Raw genomic sequence first — 26,038 nt, 5'->3', positions numbered from 1 at the left:
GTCGGACCGGTCTCGTACCCTGGGCTCATGACGGCACCGGGCTACGCCGTGTTCGGCACCGCGATCGGCGATTGCGGCATCGCCTGGAACGAACGCGGGGTCATCGCGGTCCAACTACCCGAGGGCAGTGAAGAGAAGACGAGGGCGCGACTGACCGCGCGCCTGCCGGAAGCGGTGCGATCCGTACCACCGGCCGAGGTCCAGCGCGCCATCGACGGCGTCGTGTCGTTGATGGACGGCAAGCGCACGGACCTCACCGGCGTCGAGCTCGATTACGAAGGAGTACCGGACTTCCATCGCCGCGTCTACGAGTTCATCCGCTCGATCCCCGCGGGCAAGACGCTGACCTACGGCGACATCGCGAACATCCTCGGCCTGCCCGGTGGGGCGCAGGCCGTGGGACAGGCGATGGGGCGCAACCCGTTCCCGATCATCGTGCCGTGCCATCGTGTGCTCGCCGCGGGCGGCAAGGACGGCGGGTTCTCCGCGCGCGGCGGGGTCGCCACCAAGCGCCGGATGCTGGTCATCGAAGGCGCTTTGGCGGACGAACCGACGTTGTTCTAAGCGCTCTCGGCGTTCTCGGTGGGCGACCACGGCTTGAGCCAGGGCGTCTCCGGCCAGCCTTCCGCGGCGGCCATCAGCGGAATCGCGGTCGCGCCGTCGATGTGCTCGCGGATGATGTCGGCGTGCCCGGCGTGCCGCGCTGTCTCCTCGATGAGGTGAAGGAGTACCCAGCGGACCGACCAAGCGTCGACGTCTTGCGGGTACCACGGCACGCCTTTCGGCACCGGGACAGGCTGACCGAGATCGGCGATTCCGGCGATGACGTCCGAGGTGCGGCGGGCGACCTCGTCGTAGCGCGCGAGGAGCCCTTCGACGGTTTCGCCTTCAGCCATCACATAATCGGCTTCGTAGTCCTTCATCGCCTCTTCCATGGGCTTCGAAGGCTTCTGGAGGACGATGTCGATCCAGCCGCTTTCCGTGCCGGCGGTGTGCTTGATCAGGCCGCCGACGCTCAGTGAGCTTTTGGTCGGGACGGCTCTGGCTTGTTCTTCGGTCAGGCCGTGCGCGGCGATACGCAGGACGTGCCGCTGCTGCTCGAGGTAAGCGAGGAGACCTTCGCGCTCGTCGGCGACCGGGGGGACGTTTCCAGCCATGGTGGCTCCTTCCGTTGGGAAGGATCCTTACATCCGGACCCGGCTCTCCGAGGCGATTCGGCGAGGAAGGGAGCAAGGGACCTTTGCTCTCGCTCGCTTAGGCAGGCTAAGCAAGTGAGAGCAAAGGTCCCCCGCTATCCCTGCGGCCGGACGAACGGGAACAGCACGGTCTGCCGGATCGAAGCGCCGGTCAGCATCATCAGCAGCCGGTCGATGCCGATGCCGAGCCCGCCCGTCGGCGGCATGCCGTGTTCGAGCGCGAGCAGGAAGTCCTCGTCCAGCTCCATCGCCTCGACGTCTCCGCTCGCCGCGCGCAGCGACTGGGCCTCCAGCCGCCGCCGCTGTTCGAGCGGGTCGGTCAGCTCGGTGTAGGCCGTACCTACCTCGGAGCCGAACGCGATCAGGTCCCAGCGCTCGGCCAGCCGCGGATCCACTCGGTGCTGCCTGGTCAACGGCGAAACGTCGGTCGGGTAGTCGGTGTAGAACGTCGGCAGCACGGTCGCGCCCTCGACGAGGTGCTCATGTGCCTTCAGGACGAGGTCGCCGTGCCCGGCCTCCTCGTTCACCGGCACGCCCGCGGCCCGACACAGTCGCTGAAGTTCGGCGACCGAAGTGCCCGCGTCGATCTTTTGCCCGAGCGCCGCCGAAACGGCTTCGTGGACCGGGATCACGGGCCAGTCACCGGAGATGTCGTACTCGACGATCTTCCCGTCCGGGTCCGGACGGCGAACCACTTGCGCGCCGTACGCGACCTCCGCGGCGTGTTGGACGAGTTCGCGGGTCAACGTCCGCATCGTGCTGTAGTCGGCGTAAGCCTGGTACGCCTCCAACATGGTGAATTCGGGGTTGTGCGTCGCGTCGACGCCCTCGTTGCGGAAGTTCCGATTCAGCTCGAAAACGCGCTCGACCCCGGCCACGCACAGCCGCTTCAAGTACAGCTCGGGCGCGATCCGCAGATACATCCGCATGTCGTAGGCGTTGATATGGGTGATGAACGGGCGGGCGTTGGCGCCGCCGTGCACGGTCTGCAACATCGGCGTCTCGACTTCGAGGTAGTCGCCCTGGTGCAGCCGTTCCCGCACCGCGCGCACCACGGCCGACCTCATCCGCAGCATCGCCGTCGAATCCGGGTTGACCGCGAGGTCGAGATAGCGCTGCCGCACCCGCGTCTCCGGGTCGGTGAGGCCCTTTCGCTTGTCCGGCAACGGATGCAGGCTCTTCGCCGTGACCGTCCATTCATCGACGAGCACGGAAAGCTCACCGCGCCGCGACGTCACGACCTGCCCGCTCACACCGACGTGGTCGCCGAGGTCGATGCCTCGCCGCCAGCCGCCGACGTCGAGCACGGAGGCATCGAGCATCAGTTGGATCTCGCCGCTGAAGTCCTTGACCCGCGCGAAACAGAGTCCCCCGAGGTTACGCATCGCGAGCACCCGGCCCGCGACGCGGACCCGGTGGCCGGTGTGGCTGTCCGGGTTCAGGTCGCTGAACTTGGCGACCACGTCTCCGAGCAAGTCCTCCCGGGCGAAACCGACCGGATAAGGGTCGATTCCGGCCTCACGCAGGCGATCCAGCTTCGCCATCCGGACCCGGACCTGGTCGGGCCGCCGCACCTGTTTCGGCGCGGGGGTGGCCGCGCTCGCGTCGATGCGGTGCACCTCGGCGACGAATTCGTCGGTGACCGTCTCCAGTTTCAGCGCCCGTCCCGACCGTCCGGTCGGGACGAACCCTTCGAGCGCGCCCGCGACGATGCCGACCCTCGGAAGCCGTCGAGCCGACGAATAGCACAGGAAACGCGGTTCCCAATCGGGTCCGTACTTGGCGTTCGACCGGTACAGCGATTCCAGCTGGAAGAACCGTGACGCCATGCTGAGGACGCCGCGCCACGCGCGCAGCACCGGGCCCGCGCCGATCCGTTCTCCCTCGGAAAAAACCGCGCGGAACATCGCGAAGTTCAGCGAAATCCGTTGCGCGCCAAGGTGCGAGCTCGCCGCGACGACCTCGGCGATCATATATTCGTTGAGGCCGTTTTCGGCGTCGCGGTCGCGCCGCATCAGATCCAGCGACAAGCCGCGACGACCCCACGGGACGAACGACAGCATGCCGCGCAGTTCGCCTTGAGCGTCGTACGCCTCCACCATCACGCTGCGGCCGTCACTCGGGTCACCGAGCCTGCCGAGCGCCATCGAGAACCCGCGCTCGGTCTCCGCGCCGCGCCATTGCTGTGCCTGCAGCAACAGCCTCGCCATTTCGTCGGCAGGGATTTCGCTGTGGCGCCGGACTTTCGTGGTGTACCCGGCCCGTTCGATCCGTTTGACCGCCTGGCGGACCGATCGGCGCTCGGGCCCGGCGAGGCTGAAGTCGCGAACGTCGAGGACCGCTTCATCCCCGATCTCCAGCGCGCGCAGGCCGGCGTCGGCGTACACCTTCGCTCCGCGCTCGCTCGCTCCCAGCACGCCGGGAGTCCAGCCGTAGGTGCGGGCCTCGTTCAGCCACGCGCGGACCGCGTCCGGCCAAGCGTCGGGATCACCGATGGGGTCGGCACTCGCGACGCTGGTACCCGCGAGCACACGGTAAGCCACGGCGGCGCGGCCGTTCGGCGAGAAGACGACGCTCTTCTCGCGCCGGGTGGCGAAATAGCCCAAAGAGTCGTCTTCGCCGTGCTCGGCGAGAAGGCGGCGTACGCGTAGTTCTTCTTCGTCTGTCCTCAAACGACGGCTGCGCACGCCACGGAAAAGCGTGTACAGCGCGGCTGTCGCGACGGCGGTGGCGCTGAGGTCGAGCAGAAGATCGAGCCACGCGGGCCCTTCGCCGATGCCGACCCGGCGTAGCTGGATGTTCTCACCGGTGGTGTGGTTGACGACCCACGCGAACCGCTCCCAGGTGTCGGCGAGACGTCCCGGGAATGCCTCGCTCAGGCCCCAGCCGACGAGGATGACCGCGGCCAGGCCGCCGAACAGCACGGTGAAGCCGTCGCGCCAGGCGCCCGGCGCGAGCCTCGCCGGGAACGCGGGGCGCAGGATCCAGAGGAACGCGATCATGCCGATCGAGATCAGGTCGGCGATGGTCAGCGCCCACACCTGGTGCGGGATGTGCCGGACCTGGCGGGGGCCCAGCTCCAGCAGGCCCGGCCACCACAGCAGCGCGGCCTGCCACGCCAGCGTGATCGCGAGGCCGCCGACCTGGAACAACAACAGCGTGTAGAGGGCGGCGCGTTTGCGACGGCGGAGCGCGGCGCCGAGGACGACGAGCAGCAGGACGATCACGAGGCTCGCGTTCGTCGGGATGCTCAGCGCGGAGAACGCGACGTCACCGGTCTTGAGCACCCGGCCCTTCACACCGCCGGCGAGGAGGAGGATCACCGAGAACACGGCCGCGAGCTGCACGAGGGTGGCGACGATGCCGCCCGCCCTCGCCTTCCACGGCGAGACACGGCTCGCTGGGTTTCCCATACTGGCCTTTCGCGCTACTCACAGGTGATCGACAGCTGCTTTACTTGACGTCACACAACCCCGTGTGGTTGTCAACGACCATCATCCTCTCGTCGTGAATTCGGTCGCCCGCAGGCGTGACGCTGCCTGGACACCGCGGTGTGAAGCTGGTCGCAGGACCTTGGGGGCCCCATCCCCGCGTGTCACGCTTTGAACTGTTCAGCTCCACGACCCGGGGACCTCTTCGAGGCCTCGAGGGAAGGACGGTCGACAAGGATGTCTGCCACCGAGAAGGATTCCGGCGAACTCGCCGCCCCCTATGGGACCGGCGCGGCGCCTCAGGCCACGTCTGGGAAGAAAGTCCGCGTACCTCATCTTCGCGACATGAAGGAGCGCGGCGAAACCTGGCCGATGCTCACCGCTTACGACATGTACACCGCCGCGCTGTTCGACGAGGTGGGCATTCCCGTGCTGCTCGTCGGAGATTCCGCGTCGAACAACGTTTTCGGCTACGACACGTCGCTTCCGGTGACCGTGGAAGAGTTGCTCCCCCTGGTCCGGGCGGTGACCCGCTCGGTGAAGCGGGCGCTGGTCGTGGCCGATCTGCCGTTCGGCTCGTACCAGCTTTCGCCGCAGCAGGCGCTGGAGACGTCGGTGCGGTTCATGAAGGAAGGCCGCGCCCACGCGGTGAAACTCGAAGGCGGGCGGAAGTTCGCGCCGCACGTCGAGGCGCTGACGTCGGCCGGTGTCCCCGTGATGGGACATATCGGATTCACCCCGCAGAGTGAACACAATCTGGGCGGCTACCGGGTCCAGGGACGCGGCGAAGCGGCCGACGCGCTGCTCGCCGACGCGCTCGCCCTGGAGGAGGCCGGCGCCTTCGCGGTCGTCATGGAGATGGTGCCCGCTGAGGCGGCGAAGCGGATTACGCACGAGCTGAAAATCCCGACCGTCGGCATCGGCGCCGGGCCGGACTGCGACGCGCAGGTGCTCGTTTGGCAGGACATGGCCGGGCTTCGACGCGGCAAGACGCCTCGGTTCGTGAAGAGGTACGCCGATCTGGCGGGCGTGCTGGCCGGGGCCGCGACGGCGTTCGCGGAGGATGTCCGGCGGGGCGAGTTCCCGGCTCCGGAGCACTCGTTCCACGACTAGGCCGCTCTGACCTGCGGAAAGAGAGCAAGGGACCTTTGCTATCGCTCCCGTTCGGGAAGGCGATAGCAAAGGTCCCTTGCTCTCTTTCCGAGTAGTCGCTCCAGGGCGACCCTTCTTTAGTTGTTCACATATATGAACTTCAATCATGTCCTTGACTAGCATTTGTAAGGAGGCTTAACGTCTAGCCCGTCGCCGCCACGACCGAGATTCGATCCCTCGACGAGGAGGACCACGGATGCGTGTTCGTGAGCGGGTTCTGGCCATCGCGACCGGTGCCGCCCTGCTGTCAACGCTGGCGGCGTACCCCGCGCTGGCCGCGACGGTCCGCGTAGGGACTTCGGAGCAGCTAACGGCGGCGCTTGCTTCGGTCACTCCGGGCACCGTCATCGAGCTCGCGGCCGACACGACCTTCACCGGCAACTTCAAGGCGGCGAAGAACGGCACCTCCAGCAGCCGCATCACGCTGAAGGGGCCGCGAAGCGCGGTCATCAAGGCCTCGGCCGGACGCACGCTCGAACTGACCGGCAGCTACTGGAACCTCACCGGCTTCACCCTCACCGGTGGCCAGAAGGGCCTGATGGCGACGGGCGTCAAGAACACCGTCGTCGACGGCATCAAAGTCACCGGCGTCGGCCACGAAGGCATCCATTTCCAGTACACGAGCACCGACAACGTCGTGAAGAACTCCGAGGTGACCGACACCGGCCGCGAGTACGCGGGCTACGGCGAAGGCATCTACTTCGGTTCCGCGAAGGGCAACTGGCCCGGCGGCACGCCCGACCGGAGCGACCGTAACAAGGCGCTGAACAACAAGATCGGTCCCAACGTGCGGGCCGAGTCGATCGACATCAAGGAAGGCACCACCGGCGGCGAGCTGCGCGGCAACGTCTTCGACGGGACCGGGCAGAGCGGCGAGCACTTCGCCGACAGCTGGGTGGACCTGAAAGGCAACAATTACATGGTCGCGGGCAACCGGGGCAGCAAGGTCTTCGTGCACGACGCGACCTACGGCGGCTTCGAAGTCCATGTCCAGCTCGACGGCTGGGGCCGCAACAACACCTTCTCCGGCAACACCGCGGACGTGCAGTCCAGCTACGCGTACGGCTTCTATCTCGTGAAGGCCGCTACGGGGAACAAGGTCTGCGCGAGCAACAAGGTGACCGGCGCCGGAAAGGGATTCGCGAACGTGGCCGCCACGGCGGGCTGCTGACGCGACCGAAGACCGGGGGCCCGCTCAGCCCGGCGGCGGGGGCGGGCCCCCACCCTTCGGATACTCGCCGATTCGTGCAGAGTGTCCGTATGGATGATCTGTACCCGCCGATCCACGTACGCGCCGAGGGCATGCTCGACGTCGGCGACGGGCACCGGATCTACTGCCAGGAAGCGGGGAACCCGGACGGCAAACCGGTCGTCGTCCTGCACGGCGGTCCTGGTAGCGGCATTTCTCCCATGACCCGGCGGCATTTCGACCCCGAGGCCTACCGGATCATCCTGTTCGACCAGCGCGGCGCCGGCCGCAGCACCCCGCATATCAGCGCACCGGACGTCGACCTGTCGGTGAACACCCTCTGGCACCTCGTTTCGGACATGGAGAAGCTGCGCGAACGGCTGAATCTCGAGCAGTGGCAGATCTTCGGCGGCTCCTGGGGCGCGACCCTCGCGCTCGCCTACGCCGAAACCCACCCGAACCGCGTCAGCGAGATCATTCTGCGCGGCGTTTTCACCGTCCGCCGCGGTGAACTCGACTGGATCTACAACGGCGGTGCCGCGAACCTCTTCCCTCGCGAGTGGGAAGCGTTCCTCGCACCGATTCCGGAAGACCGCCGCGACGACCCGCTGACGGCCTACCGCGAACTCGTCTATCACCCCGATCAGGTGATCCGAGAGCGTGCCGCCATCGCCTGGAGCATCTGGGAAGGCGCGATCGTCTGCCTGCGCCCGGATCCGGCGTTTCACAACCAGTACGCGGCACCGGACTTCGCGGTCACCTTCGCCCGGCTCGCGCTGCACTACTTTTGCCACGGGGCGTGGCTTGAAGAAGGCCAACTGATCCGGGACGCCGGGAAACTGGCGGGGATTCCCGGGGTGATCGTGCAGGGGCGGTATGACGCGGTGTGCCCGCCGACGACGGCGTACGAGCTGCACCGGGCCTGGCCGGACTCGAAGCTCGAACTCGTCGAGGCGGCCGGGCACGCGGTGACGGATCCAGGGATGCTGACGGCGCTTCGAGACGCGACGGATTCCTTCCGGCCTCGTGTCTAAAGCCGTCCCCCTGAGGTCGTGTCGCCGGACAGCCGTTGCGCCAGATAGACCGGCACTGTCGAGGCCAGGATCAGCACCGCCGCCACGACGTTGACGATCGGCGCCTGGTTCGGCCGGAAGAGGTTGTTCAGGATCCAGATCGGCAGGGTCTCCAGGCCGGTGCCGAGGGTGAAGGTCGTGACGATGATTTCGTCGAACGACAGCGCGAAGGCCAGCAGGCCGCCGGCGAGCAGTGCCGACCGCAGCATCGGGAAGGTCACCAGCCGGAACGTCGTGAGCCCGTCGGCGCCGAGGTCCATCGACGCCTCTTCGAGGTTGCCACCCATCCGCCGCAGCCGCGCGACGACGTTGTTGAACACCACCACGATGCAGAAGGTCGCGTGCGCGACGATCGCGGTGAACAGGCCGAGGTCGATGCCGAGGATCGTGCGGAAGGCGTTGTTCAGCGCGATACCGGTGACGATGCCGGGCAGCGCGATCGGCAGGATGATCAGCAGCGATACCTGGTTGCGGCCGAAGAACCGGTATCGCTGCAAGGCGAACGCCGCCATCGTGCCGAGCACCAAGGCGATCGCCGTCGCCGCGAGTCCTGCTTGCACACTCGTCCAGAGCGCGTTCAGCGCGCCCTGGTTCTCCGCCGCCCGGCCCCACCATTCGAGGGTGAAACTCGACGGCGGCCAGCCGAAGGTGGTGTCCGCGTTGAAGGAGTTGAGCAGGACCACCAGCAGCGGGAAGTAGATCACCGCGAGCCCGAGCACGAGCGCCGCCAGCAGCAGGTATTCGGTCGTCCGGGAAAGCCGCATCGCGCGCTCCTACAGGTTGTCCAGCGCGCCCGTGCGGCGCACGGCGGCGAGGTAGGCGAGCATGATCACCACGGGCACGGTCGCGACGGTCGCCGCGAACGGCAGGTTGTTGGCCGCGCCGATGTTGTCGTAGACGACGTTGCCGAGCATCTGCGACGTGCCGCCGACGATCTTCACCGCGATGTAGTCGCCCAGCGACAACGAGAACGTGAAGATCGACCCGGCGACGACGGCCGGGAAGGTCACCGGCAGCACCACCGACCGGAACGTCCTGAACGGGCGGGCACCGAGGTCCCCGGAAGCGTCCACCAGGGAATCCGGCAGTCGCTCCAGACCCGCGTAGATCGGCAGGATCATGTACGGCAGCCACAGGTACGACAGGGTGATCACGGTCGCGAGGACGCCGTAGCCGGGAGTGTCGAGGCCGAACGGATCGAGCAGCCAGTGCAGGACTCCGTTGCCGGACAACATGGTCCGCCACGCGTAGGCCTTCACCAGGTAGCTCGCCCACAGAGGGGTCATCACCGCGATCACCAGGAGCCGCCGCGCCCTGGGTGAGGCGAATTTCGCCATGTAGAACGCCATCGGGAAGGCGATGATCGCGGTGATCACCGTGACCAGCGCCGCGATCCCGACCGTCCGGAGGGTGATGGTGCGGTACACCGCGTCACTGAACAGTGTGACGAAGTTGTCCAGCGACCATTCGGTGACGACCTGGCCGGTGAAGACGTCGGTGTGCCAGAACGCGGTCACGAACAACGCGGCCAGCGCACCGAGGTAGGCGAGGCCGAGCCACAGTGCCGGCGCGGAGAGCAGCATTCCCAGTCGCAGCCCGGGTTTGCGGTACAGGAAGGCGGAGGCTTTCCGCCTCGGCGAATCGAGTGTGGTCGTCATCATCTCCACCGGGGATGGGACCGGGAGCGGACGACGTTGGGGGGCACCGTCATCCGCTCCCGGAGTTCGGGAGGCTCAGCCCTTGATCTCGGTCCAGGCGCGGGTCCACTCGCCGTAGTCCTTGCACTTGACGTCGGTGCGGCCGTCGAGGCACTGCGCGATCGGCGTCGTCCAGTAGGCGATCTTCGCGGCATACGCGGCATCACCGGCGTGGAAGGTCTCGCAGTGCGCCTTGTCCTTGGTTTCGGTGCACGCCTTGGGGTTCGCGGGCGACTCACCGAAGTACTCGGCGACCTGGGCGTTGGCCTTCGGGCTGACGATGTGGTTCAGCCACTTGTAGGAGCACGTCTTGTGCGGCGACTTCGCCGACACCATCCAGGTGTCCGACCAGCCCGTCGCCCCCTCGGACGGCAGCACGGACTCGACCGGCGCGCCCTCGCTCTTGGTCAGGTTCACCGTCACCTGCCAGGCGGTGCCGACCACGGCGTCGCCGCTCTTGAGCGCCTGGCTTTCCTTCAGGTAGTCCGACCAGTACTCCCCCACCATCGGACGCTGCTGCTTGAGCAGGTCGACCGCGGCCTGGAACTGCTTGTCGTCCAAGGCGTACGGGTTCTTGATGCCGAGTTCGGGTTTGTGCGTCCGCAGGTACAGCGCGGCGTCGGCGATGTAGATCGGCGAGTCGTAGGCGGAGATCTTGCCCTTGTACGGGCTGTTCGCGTCGAACATCACCGACCACGACGTCGGCGCCGGGGTCACCTTGTCGGTCCGCCAGGTGAGCAGGTTCGCGCCCCAGCCGTGCGGCACGCCGTAGGCCACGTTGTTCACGCTGTTCCACGGGCGGTTCTTGAGGAAATCGAACACGTCGGCGTAGTTCGGCACCAGCGCGGTGTTCACCGGTTCGACGTCTCCGGACGCGATGAGCCGCAGCGAAGCGTCACCGGAGGCGGAGATGACGTCGTACTGCCCGGTCTTCATCAGGCTCACGGCTTCGTCGGAGGTGCCGAACGCCTTGACGTTGACCTTGCAGCCGGTCTCCTTTTCGAAGCCGGTCACCCAGTCGACGGCCGGATCGTTCGAGCCGTTCTCCGCGTAGCCCGGCCAGGCCAGCACGTTGACCTGGCCTTCCGGCTGTCCGAGCTGTGCGAGCGCGTCCAGCTTCGGCGGAGTGAAGCCCTGTCCGCCGGGCGCGGCGGCGGTCGAACTGGATCCGGAGGTACCGCAGGCGGCCACGAGCAGGCCGGCGCCGAGCAGCCCGGCGAGCGCGAGTTTCCTGTTCTTCATTGAACGAACCTTTCGGTGCTGGGGAGGGCTAACCGGCTTCGGGGACGCGGAAGCTGTGTTCGTGTCGCCAGCTCAGGCGGACGCGGCCGCCCTCGAAGTCCACGGGCTCAGCGGTGTTCTGCCGGACCACGGAGAGCTGGCCGCCGGCGTCGAGCGTGACCTCGTAGCGCACGGTCGCGCCCGCGTAGACGGTGTTGGTGACGGTGCCGGTGGCGCTGGTCTCGCCGACGTCCGCCGCTTTCGAGAGATCGGCGTCGACGCGGATCTTTTCGGGACGGATGCTGAAGACCCCGGCTTTGCCGATGATGTTTTCCGCGCCGCCCCCGCTGAGCAGGTTCGAGGTGCCGACGAACCCGGCGACGAACGCCGACGCGGGTCGCTCGTACACCTCGACCGGTGAACCGACCTGTTCGATGCGGCCGGCGTTGAACACCGCGATGCGGTCGCTCATCGTCAGCGCCTCGTCCTGGTCGTGGGTGACGAAGATGAAGGTGATGCCGACTTCGCGCTGGATCTGCTTGAGCTCGGTCTGCATGGTGTGGCGCAGTTTCAGGTCGAGCGCGCCGAGTGGTTCGTCGAGCAGGAGCACCTTCGGCCGGTTGACCAGTGCTCTGGCGAGCGCGACCCGCTGCCGCTGGCCGCCGGAGAGCTGGTCGGGTTTGCGCTCGCCGAAGTCGCCGAGGCGGACTGTTTCGAGAGCCTCCTTCGCGCGTTGACGCCGCTCCGCGCGAGGGACTCGTTTCACCCGAAGGCCGTATTCGACGTTCTGCCGCACGGTCATATGCGGGAAGAGCGCGTAGTCCTGGAAGACCGTGTTGACATCGCGGTCGAACGGGGCGAGACGGCTGACGTCGCGGCCGTGCAGTTCGATCGTGCCCGACGTCGGCAGCTCGAAGCCCGCGATCATGCGGAGCACGGTCGTCTTGCCGGAACCGGACGGCCCGAGCATCGAGAAGAACTCGCCGGGCGGGATGTCGAGATCGACGCCGTCGACCGCGTGGACCTGGCCGAATTCCTTGCGCAGCCCGCGCAGCCGGATCGCGGGCACTCCGCCTCCGTCCGCGGAAGTGACAGCAAAGGTCCCTTGCTCCCCCTCGGCGGAGGCGATGGGTGCTTGGTGCGGCATGGCGTGCCTTTCGGTGGTCGTCACAGCGCGCTCATCACGTGCTTGACGCGGGTGTAGTCCTCGAGGCCGTAGAGCGAGAGGTCCTTGCCGTAGCCGGACTTCTTGAAGCCTCCGTGCGGCATCTCGGCCACCAGCGGGATATGCGTGTTGATCCACACGCAGCCGAAGTCGAGCTTCCCGGCCAGCCGCATCGCCCGCTGGTGATCGGTGGTCCACACCGAAGACGCGAGCGCGTATTCGACGCCGTTGGCCGCGGTGAGCGCTTCGGCTTCGGAGCCGAAGCGCTGCACGGTGATGACGGGACCGAAGACCTCCGTCTGGCTGATCTCGTCGTCCTGGCGGACGCCGGAGATCACCGTCGGTTCGTAGAAGTAACCCTCGTCCCCATGCCGTTTGCCTCCACAGTGGACTGTCGCGTGCCCGGGGAGCCGGTCGACGAACCCGGCGACGCGGTCGAACTGGGCGGCGTTGTTGAGCGGCCCGTAGCTGACCGATGTGTCGTCGGGCTTGCCGGTGGTGGTCGCCTGTGCCTGCCTGGTGAGCGCCGCGACGAACGCGTCGTGGACCTCGTCGGCGACCAGGACGCGGGTCGCCGCGGTGCAGTCCTGGCCCGCGTTGAAGTAGCCCGCCGCGGCGATTCCCTCGGCGGCCGCGTCGATGTCGGCGTCGGCGAAGACCAGTACAGGTGCCTTGCCGCCCAGTTCGAGGTGTACGCGCTTGACGTCCTTCGCCGCCGAAGCGGCGACCTCGATCCCTGCGCGGACGGAGCCGGTGATGGACACCATCGCGGGGATGTCGTGCTCGACGAGCGCCCGGCCCGTGTCGCGGTCGCCGCAGATGACGTTGAGTACGCCGGGCGGCAGGAACTCGGCGCAGATTTCCGCCAGGAGAAGGGTCGACGCGGGGGTCGTGTCGGCCGGTTTGAGCACCACGGTGTTCCCCGCGGCGAGCGCGGGCGCGATCTTCCACACCGCCATGAGGAGCGGGTAGTTCCACGGCGTAACCTGCGCGCACACGCCGATCGGTTCGCGGCGGACGAAAGAGGTATGCCCTTCCATGTATTCGCCTGCCGACCGTCCTTCGAGGACACGCGCGGCCCCCGCGAAGAACCGCAACTGGTCGACCATCGCCGGCAGTTCGTCGGCCGCGGTGAGCGCGATCGGCTTGCCGGTGTTCGCCGATTCGACGAGCACGAGGCCGTCCGCGCGCGCTTCGACGGCGTCGGCGATCTTCAGCAGCGCGAGCTGGCGCTGCGCGGGGGTGGTCTCGCGCCACCGCTCGAAGGCGGTGGCCGCGACCTTGAGCGCGCGGTCGACGTCTTCGGGGCCGGCGACGGCGGCGGTGCAATACGGGCGGCCGGTGACGGGATCGACGATGTCGGCAACCTCGCCCGACACGGATCCGGTGTACTCACCGCCGATGAAGTGCTTCAACTGCTGCACAAGACCTCCAGGGGCCTGGGGGCGTGAGGCGATAGCAAAGGTCCCTTGCTCCCTTGTGGGGCGGCAAGCGAGCTAAAACATATAAGTCCATAGGTTAAATGACAATACGATGGGGCAAGATTGGTTCCATCGGGTAGCGGTACGGGTGAAGGGCCACCATGCGTAAGGGGTTGTCGCACAGCGCGCGGTCAGCGATGTTCGCGCCGCTGGACCAGATCGGCCGGGCGGAGGCGGTCACCGCGCGGCTGGTCGACGCCATCACGCTCGGACTGTTGGCCGACTCCGAACAGCTGCCGAGCGAAGCCGAACTGGCCGCCCAGTTCGGCGTCTCGACAGTGACCGTTCGCGAAGCCCTGGTCGCCCTACGCCAGCAGGGGCTCGTCGAGACCCGTCGCGGGCGGGGCGGCGGAAGCTTCGTGAAGACGCCGGTGAACCCTTCGGCCGCTTCGTGGCGAGAACGCCTTCGCACGGTTTCGCTGTCGGATCTGCGTGACGTCGGTGACCACTACCTCGCCATCGCCGGCGCCGCGGCCAAACTCGCCGCCGAGCGCAGCTCACCCGAGGACATCGAGCGGCTCGAACTGGCGACCGAGGACATCCGCACCGCGACCGGCACGGAGGCGTCGCGCGCCGAGCGTCAGTTTCACCTCGAAGTCGCCGCGGCCGCGCAGTCACCGCGGCTGACCAGGGAGGAAGTGCAGCTGCAGAGCGAGCGAGGCGGTCTGCTGTGGCTGCCGCTCGAACCGCACGGCACCCGCGAGAACGCCTACGCCGAGCACCTCGCGATCACCTCCGCCATCGCACAGGCCGATGGCGAGCTGGCCAGGAAACTCACCGAGGAACACATCCTCGAAGCGATAGACCGGCTGGCGGACGTGCATTTAGACCTTCTGGCCCCTTAAGCTGCGGCATCCGCGCATCCGAGGTGAACATCGTGAACGACACACCGTCCGCCGGTTCCGAAGTCGTCGAGCAGGTATCCGCACTGGTCGAGGACGTCTTCGGCAGGCTGAAGCCGGTCCTGGCCGTCGCCGAGGGGTTGCTGGCCGAGTCCGCCGACGCCACCGTCGAAGACCTGACCCGGCTCCGGCCGCAGGTCTTCGACGTCCTCGGTGGTCTTGTCGTCGGTGCGGGATTCATCAGCGCGCCGAACGCGCTGGCCGATCAGGAATTCGGCTTCGAGTGGTGGACCGAAACCGGCGACGCCGAACCCGCTCAGCTGGTCATCAGCCTCGATCCGGACAGTGAGCACTTCCTCGACTACACCCGCCAGTCGTGGTTCACCGTGCCGCGTGACACCGGCCGCCGCCACATCAACGGCCCGTACGTCGACTACCTCTGCACCGACGAGTACACGCTGACGTTCACCGTCCCGGTCCGGCGAAGCGGGTCGTTCGCGGGCGTCGTCGGCGCGGACATTTACGTACGCGAGGTCGAGCGCCTCCTGCAGCCGAAACTGCGCGGGCTCGGCGGCCGCGCGGCGCTGGTCAACGCCCAGGGCCGGGTCATCGTGTCGAACAACGCTCGCCAGGCGACCGGTTCGCTGGTGCGCGACGTCGACGTCCCGGCATGGTGGTCCTCCGGCGCGGAACCGGTCACGACGGAGAACGGTACCCGGCTCCGGCGCTGCGGGGATTCGCCGATCGCGCTGGTCAGGTCCGAGCGCTGACCTGCAGCGCGAGCCAGAACTCCGCGCGCACGCCGGGGGAATCGAGGTCCCGGCCGGTCAGTTCGGCGACCTTGCGCACGCGGTTGCGCAGCGTGTGCCGATGCACGCCGAGCCGCGCGGACGCCAGATCCCAGTGGCCGTGGTGTTCGAGCCAGCATCTCAATGAGGTGACCAGTTCGCCGCGGCCGGTTTCGTCGTGGTGCCGCAACGGTGCCAGCAGACTGTCCGAAAACGCTTGCGCCGCTTGGGAATCGACCAGCTCCAGGAAGCCTCGCCCCGCGTGTTCGGCGAACCTGACGAACTCGGATCGCTCGGCCTTCGCCGCCTCCGCCGCCTGCTTCGCCTGACGGAGCCCGGCCGGGAAATCCACTGTGGACACCGGGTCGGCGAGTCCGGCGTGCAATCCGCCGATCCGGGATGCCACGCGGGAGACCATCTCGACGTCGCCGAGCGCGATCACGAATGCCCCCGACTCCCCGAAGAACACCTTGTCACCGGCCACTTCGGCGTCGAGCGCGTCGGCGAGCGACCGGCGCGCGGCAGCTGGACCGGTGACGGCCAGAATCTGCCACGGCGCCTCCGGCACCCCACCCCAGAGCGTCTTCATCGTCCTGGTGGCGAGTTCGATGTGTCCCGCGGCGAGCAGGTCGACCATCCCCGACCTCAGCCGCCGGAGTGCGCCGATGTGTTCCCGGTTCTGTTCCAGGGCAAGGGAAAGCAGCGAGACCGCGGTGTTGACGATGTGCTGACCCGCGGCGTCGAGCGGCTCACGCGTGCCGACGGCGAGCACACCGCGAGCGCGGGTGTCGAGGGTCTGCAGGACGACCTCGTGCTCATCCATCGCGGTCACCAGCGTGCCCGCACGCAGCCGTACGAGATCGTCACGCATTTCGTCGGCGAAACGCCGGGCCGACGCGGGCGACGATTCGGTGACCACGCCCGCCGAATCGAGCAGGAGCACCCAGCCGTCGATCAACTTCGCCAGTTTGCGCACCACTCCGCCCGGACCGCCCTTGCCGACGGCTGTCCTGGTCAGTTCCTGCTGTCCCTTGCCGGTGCGTACGAGCGAGGCGTACTCGTCGGCGGCGACCGCACGCGAGACCGCCCGCGTGATCGCGATGAAAGGCGTCTTCCTCGGGACTTCGAGTACCGGCAGCCCGACCTCTTCCGCGGTGTGCGCGAGGGACCGCGGGATGGCCTCGTGGCTGAGCCCGACGCCGAACCCGAGCCCCGCCACCCCGGCGTCGACGAGTCGCCGGATGTACCCGGGTGATGTGGTCTCATCGAGGGCGAGGCCGGTGGTCAGCAAAAGTTCGCCGCCTTCGAGGAAGGCCTGTGGATCGGTCAGTTCGGTGGGATGGACCCAGCCGATCGGCCGGTCGAGCCCGGCTTCGGCGGCACGCACGCGCAGGCCGAGCGCGCGTTGGGCCGCGAGGGCGCGCAGCGTCAGTGCCATGTTGTCCAACTCTACGCCCCGATATCGACAACATGTCGAGCTGACGTGTCCCGGCGCGGCTCCCATCCTGGAGGGCGACACCGTCCCCGCGTCCGCAGGAGTCTGGCCGTGACCGCCATCACCGAAACCCAGCGCAGGCTGCGCACCGAGATCCCCGGCCCCGCCTCGCGCGCCCTGCAGGAGCGGCGCGCCGGCGTCGTCGCCGCGGGTGTGAGTTCGGTGCTGCCCGTTTACATCACCTCCGCCGAAGGCGGCCTGCTCACCGACGTCGACGGCAACGTCCTGATCGACTTCGGCTCCGGAATCGCCGTGACCAACGTCGGCCACGCGGCCCCCGCCGTCGTCGACCGGGTCCGCGAGCAGGTGGGCCGGTTCACGCACACGTGTTTCATGGTCACGCCGTACGAAGGATACGTCGAGGTGTGCGAAGCACTCGACAAGCTGACCCCGGGCACCCACGAGAAGCGTTCGGTGCTGTTCAACTCCGGCGCCGAGGCCGTCGAGAACGCGGTGAAGATCGCCCGCGCCGCGACCGGCCGCCAGGCGGTCGTCGTGTTCGACCACGCCTACCACGGCCGCACCAACCTGACGATGGCGCTGACCGCGAAATCCATCCCCTACAAGCACGGTTTCGGCCCGTTCGCGCCCGAGATCTACCGCGTGCCCGGGTCGTACCCGTACCGCGACGGCCTGTCCGGACCCGAGGCGGCGCGGATCGCGATCGACCGCATCGAAAAGCAGATCGGCGGTGACCAGATCGCGGCCGTCGTGCTCGAACCGGTGCAGGGTGAGGGCGGCTTCATCGAGCCCGCGCCCGGCTTCCTGCCCGCGTTGTCGAAGTGGTGCACCGAAAACGGCGTCGTGTTCGTCGCGGACGAGGTGCAGACCGGCTTCTGCCGCACCGGTGAGTGGTTCGCGTCCACGCACGAAGAGGTCGTGCCCGATCTGATCGCCACCGCCAAGGGCATCGCGGGCGGTCTTCCGCTCGCGGCGGTCACCGGCCGCGCGGAGCTGCTCGACGCCGTCGGGCCGGGTGGGCTCGGCGGAACCTACGGCGGTAACCCGATCGCGTGCGCCGCGGCGCTCGGTTCGATCGAGGTCATGCGGCAGGAGAACCTGGCGGCGTCGGCGAAGCGCATCGAGAACGCGGTACTGCCGCGGCTGCGTGCGCTGGCCGAGGAGACCGGCGTGATCGGCGACGTCCGCGGCCGCGGCGCGATGCTGGCCGCAGAGTTCGTGAAGCCGGGCACCACCGAACCCGACGCAGACCTCACCAAGCGGATCGCACAGGCCTGCCACCAGGCCGGTGTCGTCGTCCTCACCTGCGGCACCTACGGGAACGTCGTCCGCCTGCTGCCGCCGCTGTCCCTGTCCACCGAACTGCTCGACGAGGGCCTGTCCGTCCTCGAGCACGCTGTCCGCACGGAGGCCGTCAAGTGACCACATTTCCTTACTGGGTAGCCGGAAAGCCGGTCGCCGACGGCGAGACCGTCGTCGTCCGTCACTCCTTCGACGGAAGCGAGGCCGGGTCGCACCACGTTCCGTCCACTTCGGACATCGAGACCGCCGTGCAGGCCGCGCACGACGTCCAGGAGGAGTTCGCGACGCTGCCCGCGCATGTCCGGGCAGGCGCGCTGGACCACGTGTCCCGAGTTTTGGGTGAGCGGTCCGAAGAGCTGGCGCAGCTGATCACCGCCGAGTCGGGCAAGCCGCTGAAGTGGGCGCGCGGCGAGGTCGGCCGCGCGGCATCGACGTTCCGCTGGGCGGCGGAGGAGGCGCGCCGGTTCTCCGGTGACCTGCAGCGCCTTGACACCGACCCGGGCGGCACCGGACGGCTCGCGCTGGTCCGCCGCGTGCCGAAGGGCCCGGTTCTCGGCATCACGCCGTTCAATTTCCCGCTGAACCTCGTGGCGCACAAGGTCGCCCCGGCGATCGCGGTCGGCGCGCCGATCGTGCTCAAGCCCGCACCCGCGACGCCGTTGACCGCGTTGCTACTCGGTGAGATCCTCGCCGAGACGGATCTTCCCGCCGGAAGCTGGTCGATTCTTCCGGTGAGCAACGAGGAATCGGCTCGCCTGGTCTCCGATCCGCGATTGCCGGTCGTGTCGTTCACCGGTTCCGTGCCGGTGGGCTGGGGCATCCGCGACAGCGTGCCACGCAAGCACGTCGCACTCGAACTCGGCGGCAACGCGGCGGTCCTGGTCTGTCCTGATTGGACGGACCTGGACTTCGCGGCGCAGCGGATCGCGACTTTCGCGATGTACCAGGCCGGACAGTCGTGCATTTCGGTGCAGCGGGTGTACGCGCACGCCGACGTCTACGACGAGCTTCGGGCGAAGGTGCTGGAGCAGGTGCGGGCACTCGGGACCGGTGACCCGCGGGCGGACGGCGTGGACGTCGGACCGCTCATCAACACCGCTGCCGCTTCCCGGGTGGAGTCGTGGATCGCCGCGGCCGTCGACGCGGGTGGCGAACTGCTGACCGGCGGCAAGCGCGACGGCGCGACCGTGGAGCCGACCGTGCTCGCGAACGTGCCGGAGGACGCGGCGGTGATGGCCGACGAGGTCTTCGGGCCGGTCGTGTCGATCACGCGGGTGGAGTCGGTGGACGACGGCGTGCGGCGGATCAACGACTCGCGCTTCGGCCTCCAGGCGGGTGTGTTCACCCGCGACCTGCCGACGGCGTTCGACGTGTCCGCGAAGCTGCGCGTCGGGGGTGTGCTCGTCGGCGACGTGCCGAGTTTCCGGGCCGACCAGATGCCCTACGGCGGTGTGAAGGACTCCGGCGTCGGCCGCGAAGGCCCGGCGTCGGCGATGGCCGACTTCACCGAGGAGCGCGTCACCGTCCTGACCGGCCTCACCCTCTGACCAGCTGCGTTTAGTCCTCTGGATGCGGTGGTTCGTACGACGAAATACCGCATTCAGAGGACTAAACGCGTGAGATGGGCGTGGGCTTCGACGAGCGAAGGGCCGTACCAGGTGAGGTGACGTCCGGAGACGAGGACGTACTTCGTGCCGGGGAACGTTTCGGGGCCGTCGTCGGCGGTGAACTCGTAGGGCTCGTCAGGCAGGACGAGTAGGTTCGCGTCTCCGTCCGCGAAGCGCCTCTGGAGTGCTTCGAGCTTCGGGCGCGGGTAGCGCTCTTCGTCGTCCGCGTAGACGTTGCCGATCCCGACGCGACGCAGGACGTCGCCGCCGAAGGTGTCCCGGCCGAGCACGATCCACGGCTTCCGCCAGACCGGCACGACCGCCCGGAAACGCTCCGGCCGCGTCTCCCGCCACACCTCTTCGGCCTCGACCAGCCAGTCCGGCTCGGCGAGGTCGTAGGCCTGGGTCAGAAGTCGCCGGATCGAACCCAGCGCGGCGGGCACGGTCGCCGACGCCTCCATCACCCAGACCGGAATCCCGTTGGCGCGCAAGCGTTCCACGTCTTCGGGCCGGTTCTCTTCGGAATTGGCCAGCACGAGATCCGGTTCGAGTTCGAGGACTTCGTCCACGTTCGGATACTTCGAACCGCCCACCCGCGGGACGTCCAGATCCACCGGATGGGTGCAGTAGTCCGTGGCACCGGCGAGTCTGCCGGGCGCGCTCACCTCGACGGCCTCGGTCAGCGACGGCACGAGCGAGACCACCCGCGACGCCGGTTCGCGCAGCGGGACGACTTCGCCGAGATCGTCGATCATGCGCGCTCGAAGGACAGTTTCCGTTTGTCGACGTCCACCGCGGTGAGCCGGACGCGGATCCGCTCGCCCTCGGGCAGCTTCTCCCCCGCGCACTTGCCCATCACCGGCGGTTCCTCGATCAGGATCTCCGCCTTGTTCTCGTCGGCCCGCAGGACGATCGCGCCGAACTCCTCGCCGATGTGCTCGGCCATGACCCAGGCCTCGACCTGGTCGATGCAGGCGCGTTCGACCTTCGCCGCCAGCGTGTCGGACGCGGTCATCTGGTCCGGCACCTCCGAAAGCGCCGCGCGTACCCACGCGGGCACCTCGCGCCCGGCGCTCACGGCCAGGCAGATCTCGGTGGCGAAGCGGTCGACCAGCCGCCGGATCGGCGCGGTGACATGGGCGTACGCGCCGCCGATTCCGGCGTGGGTGGTCAGGGCGGGCAGTTCGCCGTCGAACGCGGTGTACCCGGCGCCACGCAAAAGACGTGTGGTGTCGGCGAAAAGCGCCATCGAGGCGGGTTGGCCGGGATCCAGCGCGGCGAGGAACTCCGAGACGCTCTTGCCCTCGGGCCAGTCGATGTTCAGCGCCTGCGCGGACCGGCGCAACCAGTCGACCGCTTCGGGGCCCGGCGCGGGCAGGGTCCGCAGGACGCCGATCTCGGCGTCGATCATGAGCTTCGCCGCCGCCATCCCGGTGAGCAGGGAGATCTCGGCGTTCCACGCGTCGACGTCGTTGCGCGGCCGCTGGACCAGCACCCAGCCGCCGTCGGGGTCGCCGTGGATCTCCTGTTCCGGCAACTGCAGCTCGACGGCGCCGCGCCGGACCGCGAGTTCGCGGCGCAGGCGGCCCAGTTCCGGCAGCGCGGCGACCGACGGATGCGGGTCACCCGCGTCGATCGAGGCCTGGACGGTCTCGTAGTCGAACTGCTCGGTCGACCGCACCAAGGCGCGGCGGACGTGGGTCGCCGTCGGCTCGCCGCCCGCGTCGACGTCGATCGTCCACAGCACGGCGGGCCGGGTCTCCCCCGGCAGCAGGCTCGCCGCGCCTTCGGACAACACCGGCGGGTGCAACGGCACGTTTCCGTCCGGCAGGTAGAGCGTCTGCCCGCGGCGTCGCGCTTCCTTGTCGAGCGCACCACCCGGTGGGATGAACGCGGCCAGATCGGCGATCGCGTAGTGGACCCGGAAGCCGCCGCCCTCGACGCGCTCGATCAGCACCGCCTGGTCGAGATCCTTGGCACCGGGCGGATCGATGGTGACGAAGGGCAGACCGGTGGCGTCCTCGCGTTCCCCCGCCGATTCGAGCGGGTCGACCACTGCCGCCTCCGCCTCGGCGAGCACGTCGGGCCCGAAGGTCTCCGGCAGCGAGAACTCGGCCCGCAGGCGACCGAAGTCCCCGCCGGCCGTGTGTGTCCTGATCACGAGTGGAGGCACCACCCAACCCTATCTCGATCCGGCCCGGTTGATCGCCCGTTCGGGCGCGGGTCGGACGGGTGTACGTTACGAACCGAAATGAAAACCGATACCCTTTTCAAAACGACAGGAAGGGCCGTGGCGTGAAGATCGCGTTCGTCGGGAAGGGCGGCAGCGGCAAGACCACGTTGGCGTCGCTGTTCACCGCGTACCTGGCCGGCGCCGGGAAGCCGGTACTGGCGATCGACGCGGACATCAACCAGCACTTAGCCGTCGCGCTCGGCGCGAGCGAGGAAGAGGCCATCGCGTGGCCCACGCTGGGCGACAACATGGGCCTGATCAAGGAGTACCTGCGCGGCGACAACCCACGGATCGCCGACGCGGCCTCGATGATCAAGACGACTCCGCCGGGACGCGGGTCGCGGCTGGTCCGGCCGTTCGAGGACAACCCGATCTTCGAGGCCTGTTTCCGCGACTTCGGCGGCGTGCGGCTCGGCGTCACCGGGCAGTTCGACGAGGACGACCTCGGCGTCGCCTGCTACCACTCGAAGGTCGGCGCGGCGGAACTGCTGCTGAACCACATGATCGACGACGCGGGCGAATACGTGGTCATGGACATGACCGCCGGCGCCGACGCGTTCGCGTCCGGCCTGTTCACGCGGTTCGACGTGACGTTCCTGGTGTGCGAGCCGACCGTGCGCAGTGTCGGCGTGTACCGGCAGTACGCCGACTACGCGCGGGACTTCGGCGTGCGGCTGGTCGTCGTGGGCAACAAGGTGGCCGAGGACGAGGACATCGAGTTCCTGCGCGACGAGGTCGGCGACGCGCTGCTGGGCTGGATGGAGAACTCACGGCACATCCGCGCCGCCGAACGCGGCCGCGCGCGCCCGATCGGCGAACTCGAGGCGCACAACCTCCGGACGCTGGGCTCGATGCTCGCGACCGTCGACGCCGAGCAGCGCGACTGGGCGCGCTATCAGCGTCAGGGCGTCGAGTTCCACCTCCGCAACGCGCGGGCGTGGGGCAGCGGGCGAGCCGGGGAGGACCTCACGGCGCAGGTGGACCCGGAGTTCGTGCTGGGCCCCGCGTTGGCCCGACAGGACGCCTGACCTGCGGATTCACGCGCGGAGAGAGCAAGGGACCTTTGCTATCGCTTACTTAGGCATGCTAAGCGAGCGATAGCAAAGGTCCCTTGCTCTCCGTCTTGGCCAGGGCAGGCGTTCAGTCTTCAGTCACCGCTCCACTTGGCGTCTTCGGCGTCCGCCTGCCGCGTGCGTTCCTTGGCGATCTCCAGGGCCCGCCGGGCGGTCGCCTCGTCGGGGTACGGGCCGAGGAGGTCGATGCTCCGGCCGCGCTCCAGGTGCTCGACCTGGTTCGTCTTGGTGTTGAAGTACCAGCCCTGATCCGGGTTCGGGTCGCTCGACATGCGTCTAGCGTGACATCACCAGGACGTCCTGTCATCACTTGCGGTAGCGGTAGGGGATCTCCGTCGGCTCACCGGTCGGGCCGAACTCCCCGCCCTCGGGCGGGTCCACCTTCGAGCTTTCCGGCACGTTCCCGGCGAGTTCGTCGAACCATCCGCGATGCATCGGCACACCGCGCGGCGGGGTGGCGGGCTCCGGCGCGGCCGGGGTGCCCGGCGGCGGCGAACCGGGCGATGTCGGTTGCGGCAAGGGGCCCGAAGGCGGCCCGGTCACGGGCGGGGTGACCGGAGGGGTCGCGGACGGCGCCATCGGCGGAGCGGAAGGCGGTGGGGTGACCGGGATCGGCGGACTCGCGGCCTGCGGCGGCTCCGGCTGCGGTTCGGCCTGTGACGGCGCGGCGGACTGCGGTATTTCCGGTGTCGCCGGAGGCACGCTCACCGCCGGAGGCGCCCCCTGAGCAACCGGAGGTCGCGCAACCGGGGGCGGCCCGGCAGGCGACTGCGCGGGTGGCGGTGGCTGCGGTGCCGTGTGCCCGCCAGGCAGCGGCGGCGCGGGTAGCCCGGCGGGCGGCGCGACCGTGCGCCACACCGGGGCGGGTCCGATGTTCATCGGCGCGGGGGCACGCGGCGGCTGACCGGTCGGCGGCGGGGCCGCCTGTGACGGTGGCGGCGCCTGACGCTGCGCGGGTTTCGGGATCGGGTCGAGGCAGGAGACGAGCACGGTGGTGTTCGCCGGGTCCTCGATCTTCCGCCCGCTGCGCTCCCGATAGATCATCTCGCCTTCGGTGTCCATCTCGACCAGGTAACCGGCCTCCGCCAGCTGCTCCTCATCGAGGTCGACGAGCTTTTCATACCGCGAAGGGACGACTCGGTAGATCGGCCACGCGAGATGGCCGTTCTCGTGGTGGAACTGCGCCAGCAGAGCTGCCATCTGCTGCTGCCACGGCAGCGACATCCCCTCGGCCAGCGAACGCGGCAGCACGACGTAACCCGGGTCGACGCCCGGCCAGCCTTGATTCAGCTGATCGGCCAGCGGCGTACTCGACGCCGGCCTGGCGGCATGCCGCGCGGGCTGTGGAGTACCGAAAAGATCGCGGGGATCGACCTCCGGGCCGTTCCCCGCCGCGGGCTTGCCTCGCCTTCCGAATTTCCGTGCCACGTTCTTCATCCTCTGCCAGTGCGCGGCCGCTCGCCGGTGGACAGGCCGCCACTTCGGGTGAATCCGATGGTCCCGCGGTCGCGAAACCACGCTTTCACCATGCTAAACGCCAGGACGGACCGCCTGCGCGACCACTTCGGCCTCATCGAAGGAGAAGTCGCGGATGTGCACCGGCACGCCGGTCTGCTGTGCCTCGACGATCTTGCCGTCGCCCAGGTACATCATCACGTGGTGGATGGTCGCCGGGTTCGACGGGACGGTGGCGAGGAACAGCAGGTCACCCGGCTGCGCCTGCCGCACCGGCAGCATCGCGCCCGCCTTGTACTGGTCGCGGGAAACGCGCGGAAGGATGATCCCGGCGGACTCGTAGGCCCGCAGCATCAGCCCGGAACAGTCGTAGGAATTCGGTCCCGTGGCGCCCCACACATACGGCTTGCCCTGCTCGGCGAGGGCGAACTTGATGGCCTGCGCGGCGGCCTGGCTCGGCGGCACCACACTGCCGACACTCGAACCACAGCCGACGACGTCGACGATCTGGCCCTCGTTCTGCACGAGGAGCGCCGCCATCGGTTCCCAGCTGTGATACCGGTCGGGGAAGCCGGACCGCTCCACCCGCTGCGCGGCGTCACCGGGACGCAGATTCTCCCAGTCCGGCACCGCGAGGAGCACGTCGTAGAACTTGTTGACCTGGTACGGCGGGTGGGTGACCTCCGCGACGGTGCCCCAGCCCATCGACGGCCGCATCTGGAAGATGCCGAGCGAGTCGCGGTCACCGTAGGTCAGGTTCCGCAGCTTGGACTCGGTCATCCCGGCCTGGATCGCCACCTGCCACGCGCGCGGCGAAAGCGACCGCTGCTTGCCGATCGAGATGATCAGCGCGACGATCCCCTTCTGTTCGTCGTCGAGCTTGTTGATGTCCGAAGAACCGCGATCGACCTGGCCGGGCAGGGTCGGCCCGATCGACGCGTCGCACGAGGTCTTGACGACGCCGCCGGCCTGCGCCTCCATATGCTCGGTCACCACCTTGGAGACCGTGCCCGTGGTGACCACCGCGGCGAAGACCGCGGCCATCAGCACGCCGACGAGCATCCCGATCTTCATCGGGTCAGCTCGCTTGCGTGAACTTGGTGACCCGCCACCCCGGGTTCGTCTTGACGACGGTGACCCGGACCTTGGGTCCGTCCGTCTGGACGTCCACGTCCATCGACCCGACGACCGAGGAGCTCACTTGCGGCTCCCCGATGATCTTGGTCGCGGGGATGTTGGCGGGATTCACCGTCGTCAGTTCCCCGGAAAGGAACTCCTCGGTGGTGTACGGCTTCAACCCGCTCAGCCACTGCTCCGCCGTGATTCCGTCCGGATGATTCGCCCACGCCGTCACCCACTCCTTGGCGACCCGGACACCGTCCTGGTCAGGTCGCGCTGACGACGGCGGCGGCTGGGTGGTCAGCCTCGGCGGCAGTGTCGACGTCACGGTCACCGGCGCCGCGACGCCCGGACGCGAGGTACTGGTCGCCGAAGAACCCGGCCTGCCGGCCGTCTGCCCCGGTTTTTCGATGGCTTTGGGCAGCATGATGCCCACCGCGGTGAGCACCACCGCGAGAATCACCAGCGTGCCGACGAGATGCCGGGGCGAGCGCAGCGGCCAGCCCCACAGTCTGCGGTAAACCGCGGTACGCCCGCGGTTGGTCCGGATCGGCATGG

At 68.4% G+C, this 26,038-nt stretch carries 23 protein-coding genes; 9 read left to right on the top strand and 14 right to left on the bottom strand.

Features of this window, described 5'->3' with window-relative positions; genetic code table 11:
* The first annotated feature begins 27 nt into the window (after window positions 1-27).
* Complete coding sequence (locus AVL48_RS30590) at window positions 28-564, top strand: methylated-DNA--[protein]-cysteine S-methyltransferase (RefSeq protein ID WP_061989113.1); 537 nt, start codon at window positions 28-30, stop codon at window positions 562-564.
* Here AVL48_RS30590 and AVL48_RS30585 read toward each other — a convergent pair.
* Window positions 561-1,157 (bottom strand): DinB family protein, encoded by a 597-nt coding sequence (locus tag AVL48_RS30585; protein WP_061989115.1) that lies wholly within the window; start codon window positions 1,155-1,157, stop codon window positions 561-563. The genes AVL48_RS30590 and AVL48_RS30585 overlap by 4 nt on opposite strands.
* Before the next feature lie 134 nt (window positions 1,158-1,291).
* Window positions 1,292-4,609, bottom strand: coding sequence for a bifunctional lysylphosphatidylglycerol synthetase/lysine--tRNA ligase LysX (lysX, locus tag AVL48_RS30580; RefSeq protein WP_061989117.1), 3,318 nt, complete (start codon window positions 4,607-4,609; stop codon window positions 1,292-1,294).
* Between the two features lie 255 nt (window positions 4,610-4,864).
* Between lysX and panB the strand changes: the two genes are divergently transcribed.
* The 3 genes from panB (at window position 4,865) to pip (ending at window position 8,002) form a co-directional block, all read left to right on the top strand.
* Window positions 4,865-5,740 (top strand): 3-methyl-2-oxobutanoate hydroxymethyltransferase, encoded by an 876-nt coding sequence (panB, locus tag AVL48_RS30575; RefSeq protein WP_061989119.1) that lies wholly within the window; start codon window positions 4,865-4,867, stop codon window positions 5,738-5,740.
* A 235-nt stretch (window positions 5,741-5,975) separates the two neighbouring features.
* Window positions 5,976-6,950, top strand: coding sequence for a right-handed parallel beta-helix repeat-containing protein (locus tag AVL48_RS30570; protein ID WP_061989121.1), 975 nt, complete (start codon window positions 5,976-5,978; stop codon window positions 6,948-6,950).
* Window positions 6,951-7,039: 89 nt separating this feature from the next.
* Complete coding sequence (pip, locus tag AVL48_RS30565) at window positions 7,040-8,002, top strand: prolyl aminopeptidase (protein WP_061989123.1); 963 nt, start codon at window positions 7,040-7,042, stop codon at window positions 8,000-8,002.
* Here pip and AVL48_RS30560 read toward each other — a convergent pair.
* From AVL48_RS30560 to AVL48_RS30540, 5 genes are all read right to left on the bottom strand, one after another.
* On the bottom strand, window positions 7,999-8,805 hold the full coding sequence (locus AVL48_RS30560) for an ABC transporter permease (RefSeq protein WP_061989125.1): 807 nt from the start codon (window positions 8,803-8,805) through the stop codon (window positions 7,999-8,001). The two genes, pip and AVL48_RS30560, sit on opposite strands and share 4 nt — an antisense overlap.
* A 9-nt stretch (window positions 8,806-8,814) precedes the next feature.
* Window positions 8,815-9,699, bottom strand: coding sequence for an ABC transporter permease (locus AVL48_RS30555; protein ID WP_061989127.1), 885 nt, complete (start codon window positions 9,697-9,699; stop codon window positions 8,815-8,817).
* Between the two features lie 75 nt (window positions 9,700-9,774).
* A complete protein-coding gene (locus tag AVL48_RS30550; protein ID WP_061989129.1) occupies window positions 9,775-10,980 on the bottom strand; it encodes an ABC transporter substrate-binding protein in 1,206 nt (401 codons plus the stop codon).
* A gap of 28 nt (window positions 10,981-11,008) precedes the next feature.
* Complete coding sequence (locus AVL48_RS30545; RefSeq protein ID WP_061989225.1) at window positions 11,009-12,106, bottom strand: ABC transporter ATP-binding protein; 1,098 nt, start codon at window positions 12,104-12,106, stop codon at window positions 11,009-11,011.
* A gap of 20 nt (window positions 12,107-12,126) precedes the next feature.
* Window positions 12,127-13,548 (bottom strand): gamma-aminobutyraldehyde dehydrogenase, encoded by a 1,422-nt coding sequence (locus AVL48_RS30540; RefSeq protein ID WP_061989131.1) that lies wholly within the window; start codon window positions 13,546-13,548, stop codon window positions 12,127-12,129.
* A 158-nt stretch (window positions 13,549-13,706) separates the two neighbouring features.
* Here AVL48_RS30540 and AVL48_RS30535 point away from each other — a divergent pair, with 158 nt between their 5' ends.
* Window positions 13,707-14,450 (top strand): FadR/GntR family transcriptional regulator, encoded by a 744-nt coding sequence (locus AVL48_RS30535; RefSeq protein ID WP_061989133.1) that lies wholly within the window; start codon window positions 13,707-13,709, stop codon window positions 14,448-14,450.
* A 32-nt stretch (window positions 14,451-14,482) separates the two neighbouring features.
* A complete protein-coding gene (locus AVL48_RS30530; RefSeq protein WP_061989135.1) occupies window positions 14,483-15,217 on the top strand; it encodes a cache domain-containing protein in 735 nt (244 codons plus the stop codon).
* Here the strand turns inward: AVL48_RS30530 and AVL48_RS30525 are convergent.
* Window positions 15,201-16,673, bottom strand: coding sequence for a PucR family transcriptional regulator (locus AVL48_RS30525; protein ID WP_061989137.1), 1,473 nt, complete (start codon window positions 16,671-16,673; stop codon window positions 15,201-15,203). The genes AVL48_RS30530 and AVL48_RS30525 overlap by 17 nt on opposite strands.
* Before the next feature lie 108 nt (window positions 16,674-16,781).
* Between AVL48_RS30525 and gabT the strand changes: the two genes are divergently transcribed.
* On the top strand, window positions 16,782-18,113 hold the full coding sequence (gene gabT / locus AVL48_RS30520) for a 4-aminobutyrate--2-oxoglutarate transaminase (RefSeq protein WP_061989139.1): 1,332 nt from the start codon (window positions 16,782-16,784) through the stop codon (window positions 18,111-18,113).
* Window positions 18,110-19,540: an aldehyde dehydrogenase family protein gene (locus tag AVL48_RS30515; RefSeq protein WP_061989141.1), complete on the top strand. Its 1,431-nt coding sequence runs from the start codon at window positions 18,110-18,112 to the stop codon at window positions 19,538-19,540. Before gabT ends, AVL48_RS30515 begins: the two co-directional genes overlap by 4 nt.
* A gap of 53 nt (window positions 19,541-19,593) precedes the next feature.
* Here AVL48_RS30515 and AVL48_RS30510 read toward each other — a convergent pair whose 3' ends face one another.
* Together AVL48_RS30510 and AVL48_RS30505 are read right to left on the bottom strand one after the other, a co-directional pair.
* Window positions 19,594-20,355: a helical backbone metal receptor gene (locus tag AVL48_RS30510; RefSeq protein ID WP_061989143.1), complete on the bottom strand. Its 762-nt coding sequence runs from the start codon at window positions 20,353-20,355 to the stop codon at window positions 19,594-19,596.
* Window positions 20,352-21,761, bottom strand: a complete 1,410-nt coding sequence (locus AVL48_RS30505; protein ID WP_061989227.1) for an RNB domain-containing ribonuclease — start codon at window positions 21,759-21,761, stop codon at window positions 20,352-20,354. The genes AVL48_RS30510 and AVL48_RS30505 overlap by 4 nt, the downstream gene beginning before the upstream one ends.
* Window positions 21,762-21,895: 134 nt before the next feature.
* Here AVL48_RS30505 and AVL48_RS30500 point away from each other — a divergent pair, with 134 nt between their 5' ends.
* Window positions 21,896-22,861 (top strand): ATP-binding protein, encoded by a 966-nt coding sequence (locus AVL48_RS30500; protein ID WP_061989144.1) that lies wholly within the window; start codon window positions 21,896-21,898, stop codon window positions 22,859-22,861.
* A 119-nt stretch (window positions 22,862-22,980) separates the two neighbouring features.
* Here the strand turns inward: AVL48_RS30500 and AVL48_RS30495 are convergent, their stop codons facing one another.
* The 4 genes from AVL48_RS30495 to AVL48_RS30480 all read right to left on the bottom strand — a co-directional run bounded on the left by AVL48_RS30495 (window position 22,981) and on the right by AVL48_RS30480 (window position 26,036).
* Window positions 22,981-23,178, bottom strand: a complete 198-nt coding sequence (locus AVL48_RS30495) for a hypothetical protein (RefSeq protein ID WP_061989146.1) — start codon at window positions 23,176-23,178, stop codon at window positions 22,981-22,983.
* Window positions 23,179-23,212: 34 nt separating this feature from the next.
* Window positions 23,213-24,334 carry a hypothetical protein gene (locus AVL48_RS30490; protein WP_061989229.1) on the bottom strand — a complete coding sequence of 374 codons (1,122 nt, stop codon included), beginning with the start codon at window positions 24,332-24,334 and terminating at the stop codon, window positions 23,213-23,215.
* A 102-nt stretch (window positions 24,335-24,436) separates the two neighbouring features.
* Complete coding sequence (locus AVL48_RS30485; protein ID WP_061989148.1) at window positions 24,437-25,435, bottom strand: C40 family peptidase; 999 nt, start codon at window positions 25,433-25,435, stop codon at window positions 24,437-24,439.
* Between the two features lie 4 nt (window positions 25,436-25,439).
* The gene (locus tag AVL48_RS30480) at window positions 25,440-26,036 is read right to left on the bottom strand and encodes a hypothetical protein (protein WP_061989150.1); all 597 of its coding nucleotides are present in this window, start codon (window positions 26,034-26,036) and stop codon (window positions 25,440-25,442) included.
* Window positions 26,037-26,038: the final 2 nt, after the last annotated feature.

It is taken from the genome of Amycolatopsis regifaucium, from assembly GCF_001613935.1.
Taxonomy (GTDB): Bacteria; Actinomycetota; Actinomycetes; order Mycobacteriales; family Pseudonocardiaceae; genus Amycolatopsis; species Amycolatopsis regifaucium.
Note: the sequence above shows the minus strand (reverse complement) of the source record. Positions and strands in the feature narration are given on the sequence as shown.

What these genes read in the sequence shown, in the direction of transcription:
- AVL48_RS30560 (WP_061989125.1), bottom strand. Translation starts at nt 8,805, where the DNA reads ATGCGGCTTTCCCGGACGACCGAATACCTGCTGCTGGCGGCGCTCGTG.
- AVL48_RS30485 (WP_061989148.1), bottom strand. Translation starts at nt 25,435, where the DNA reads ATGAAGATCGGGATGCTCGTCGGCGTGCTGATGGCCGCGGTCTTCGCC.
- AVL48_RS30510 (WP_061989143.1), bottom strand. Translation starts at nt 20,355, where the DNA reads ATGATCGACGATCTCGGCGAAGTCGTCCCGCTGCGCGAACCGGCGTCG.
- AVL48_RS30480 (WP_061989150.1), bottom strand. Translation starts at nt 26,036, where the DNA reads ATGCCGATCCGGACCAACCGCGGGCGTACCGCGGTTTACCGCAGACTG.
- panB (WP_061989119.1), top strand. Translation starts at nt 4,865, where the DNA reads ATGTCTGCCACCGAGAAGGATTCCGGCGAACTCGCCGCCCCCTATGGG.
- lysX (WP_061989117.1), bottom strand. Translation starts at nt 4,609, where the DNA reads ATGGGAAACCCAGCGAGCCGTGTCTCGCCGTGGAAGGCGAGGGCGGGC.
- AVL48_RS30495 (WP_061989146.1), bottom strand. Translation starts at nt 23,178, where the DNA reads ATGTCGAGCGACCCGAACCCGGATCAGGGCTGGTACTTCAACACCAAG.
- AVL48_RS30550 (WP_061989129.1), bottom strand. Translation starts at nt 10,980, where the DNA reads ATGAAGAACAGGAAACTCGCGCTCGCCGGGCTGCTCGGCGCCGGCCTG.
- AVL48_RS30555 (WP_061989127.1), bottom strand. Translation starts at nt 9,699, where the DNA reads ATGACGACCACACTCGATTCGCCGAGGCGGAAAGCCTCCGCCTTCCTG.
- AVL48_RS30545 (WP_061989225.1), bottom strand. Translation starts at nt 12,106, where the DNA reads ATGCCGCACCAAGCACCCATCGCCTCCGCCGAGGGGGAGCAAGGGACC.
- pip (WP_061989123.1), top strand. Translation starts at nt 7,040, where the DNA reads ATGGATGATCTGTACCCGCCGATCCACGTACGCGCCGAGGGCATGCTC.
- AVL48_RS30585 (WP_061989115.1), bottom strand. Translation starts at nt 1,157, where the DNA reads ATGGCTGGAAACGTCCCCCCGGTCGCCGACGAGCGCGAAGGTCTCCTC.
- AVL48_RS30525 (WP_061989137.1), bottom strand. Translation starts at nt 16,673, where the DNA reads ATGGCACTGACGCTGCGCGCCCTCGCGGCCCAACGCGCGCTCGGCCTG.
- AVL48_RS30570 (WP_061989121.1), top strand. Translation starts at nt 5,976, where the DNA reads ATGCGTGTTCGTGAGCGGGTTCTGGCCATCGCGACCGGTGCCGCCCTG.
- AVL48_RS30535 (WP_061989133.1), top strand. Translation starts at nt 13,707, where the DNA reads ATGCGTAAGGGGTTGTCGCACAGCGCGCGGTCAGCGATGTTCGCGCCG.
- AVL48_RS30590 (WP_061989113.1), top strand. Translation starts at nt 28, where the DNA reads ATGACGGCACCGGGCTACGCCGTGTTCGGCACCGCGATCGGCGATTGC.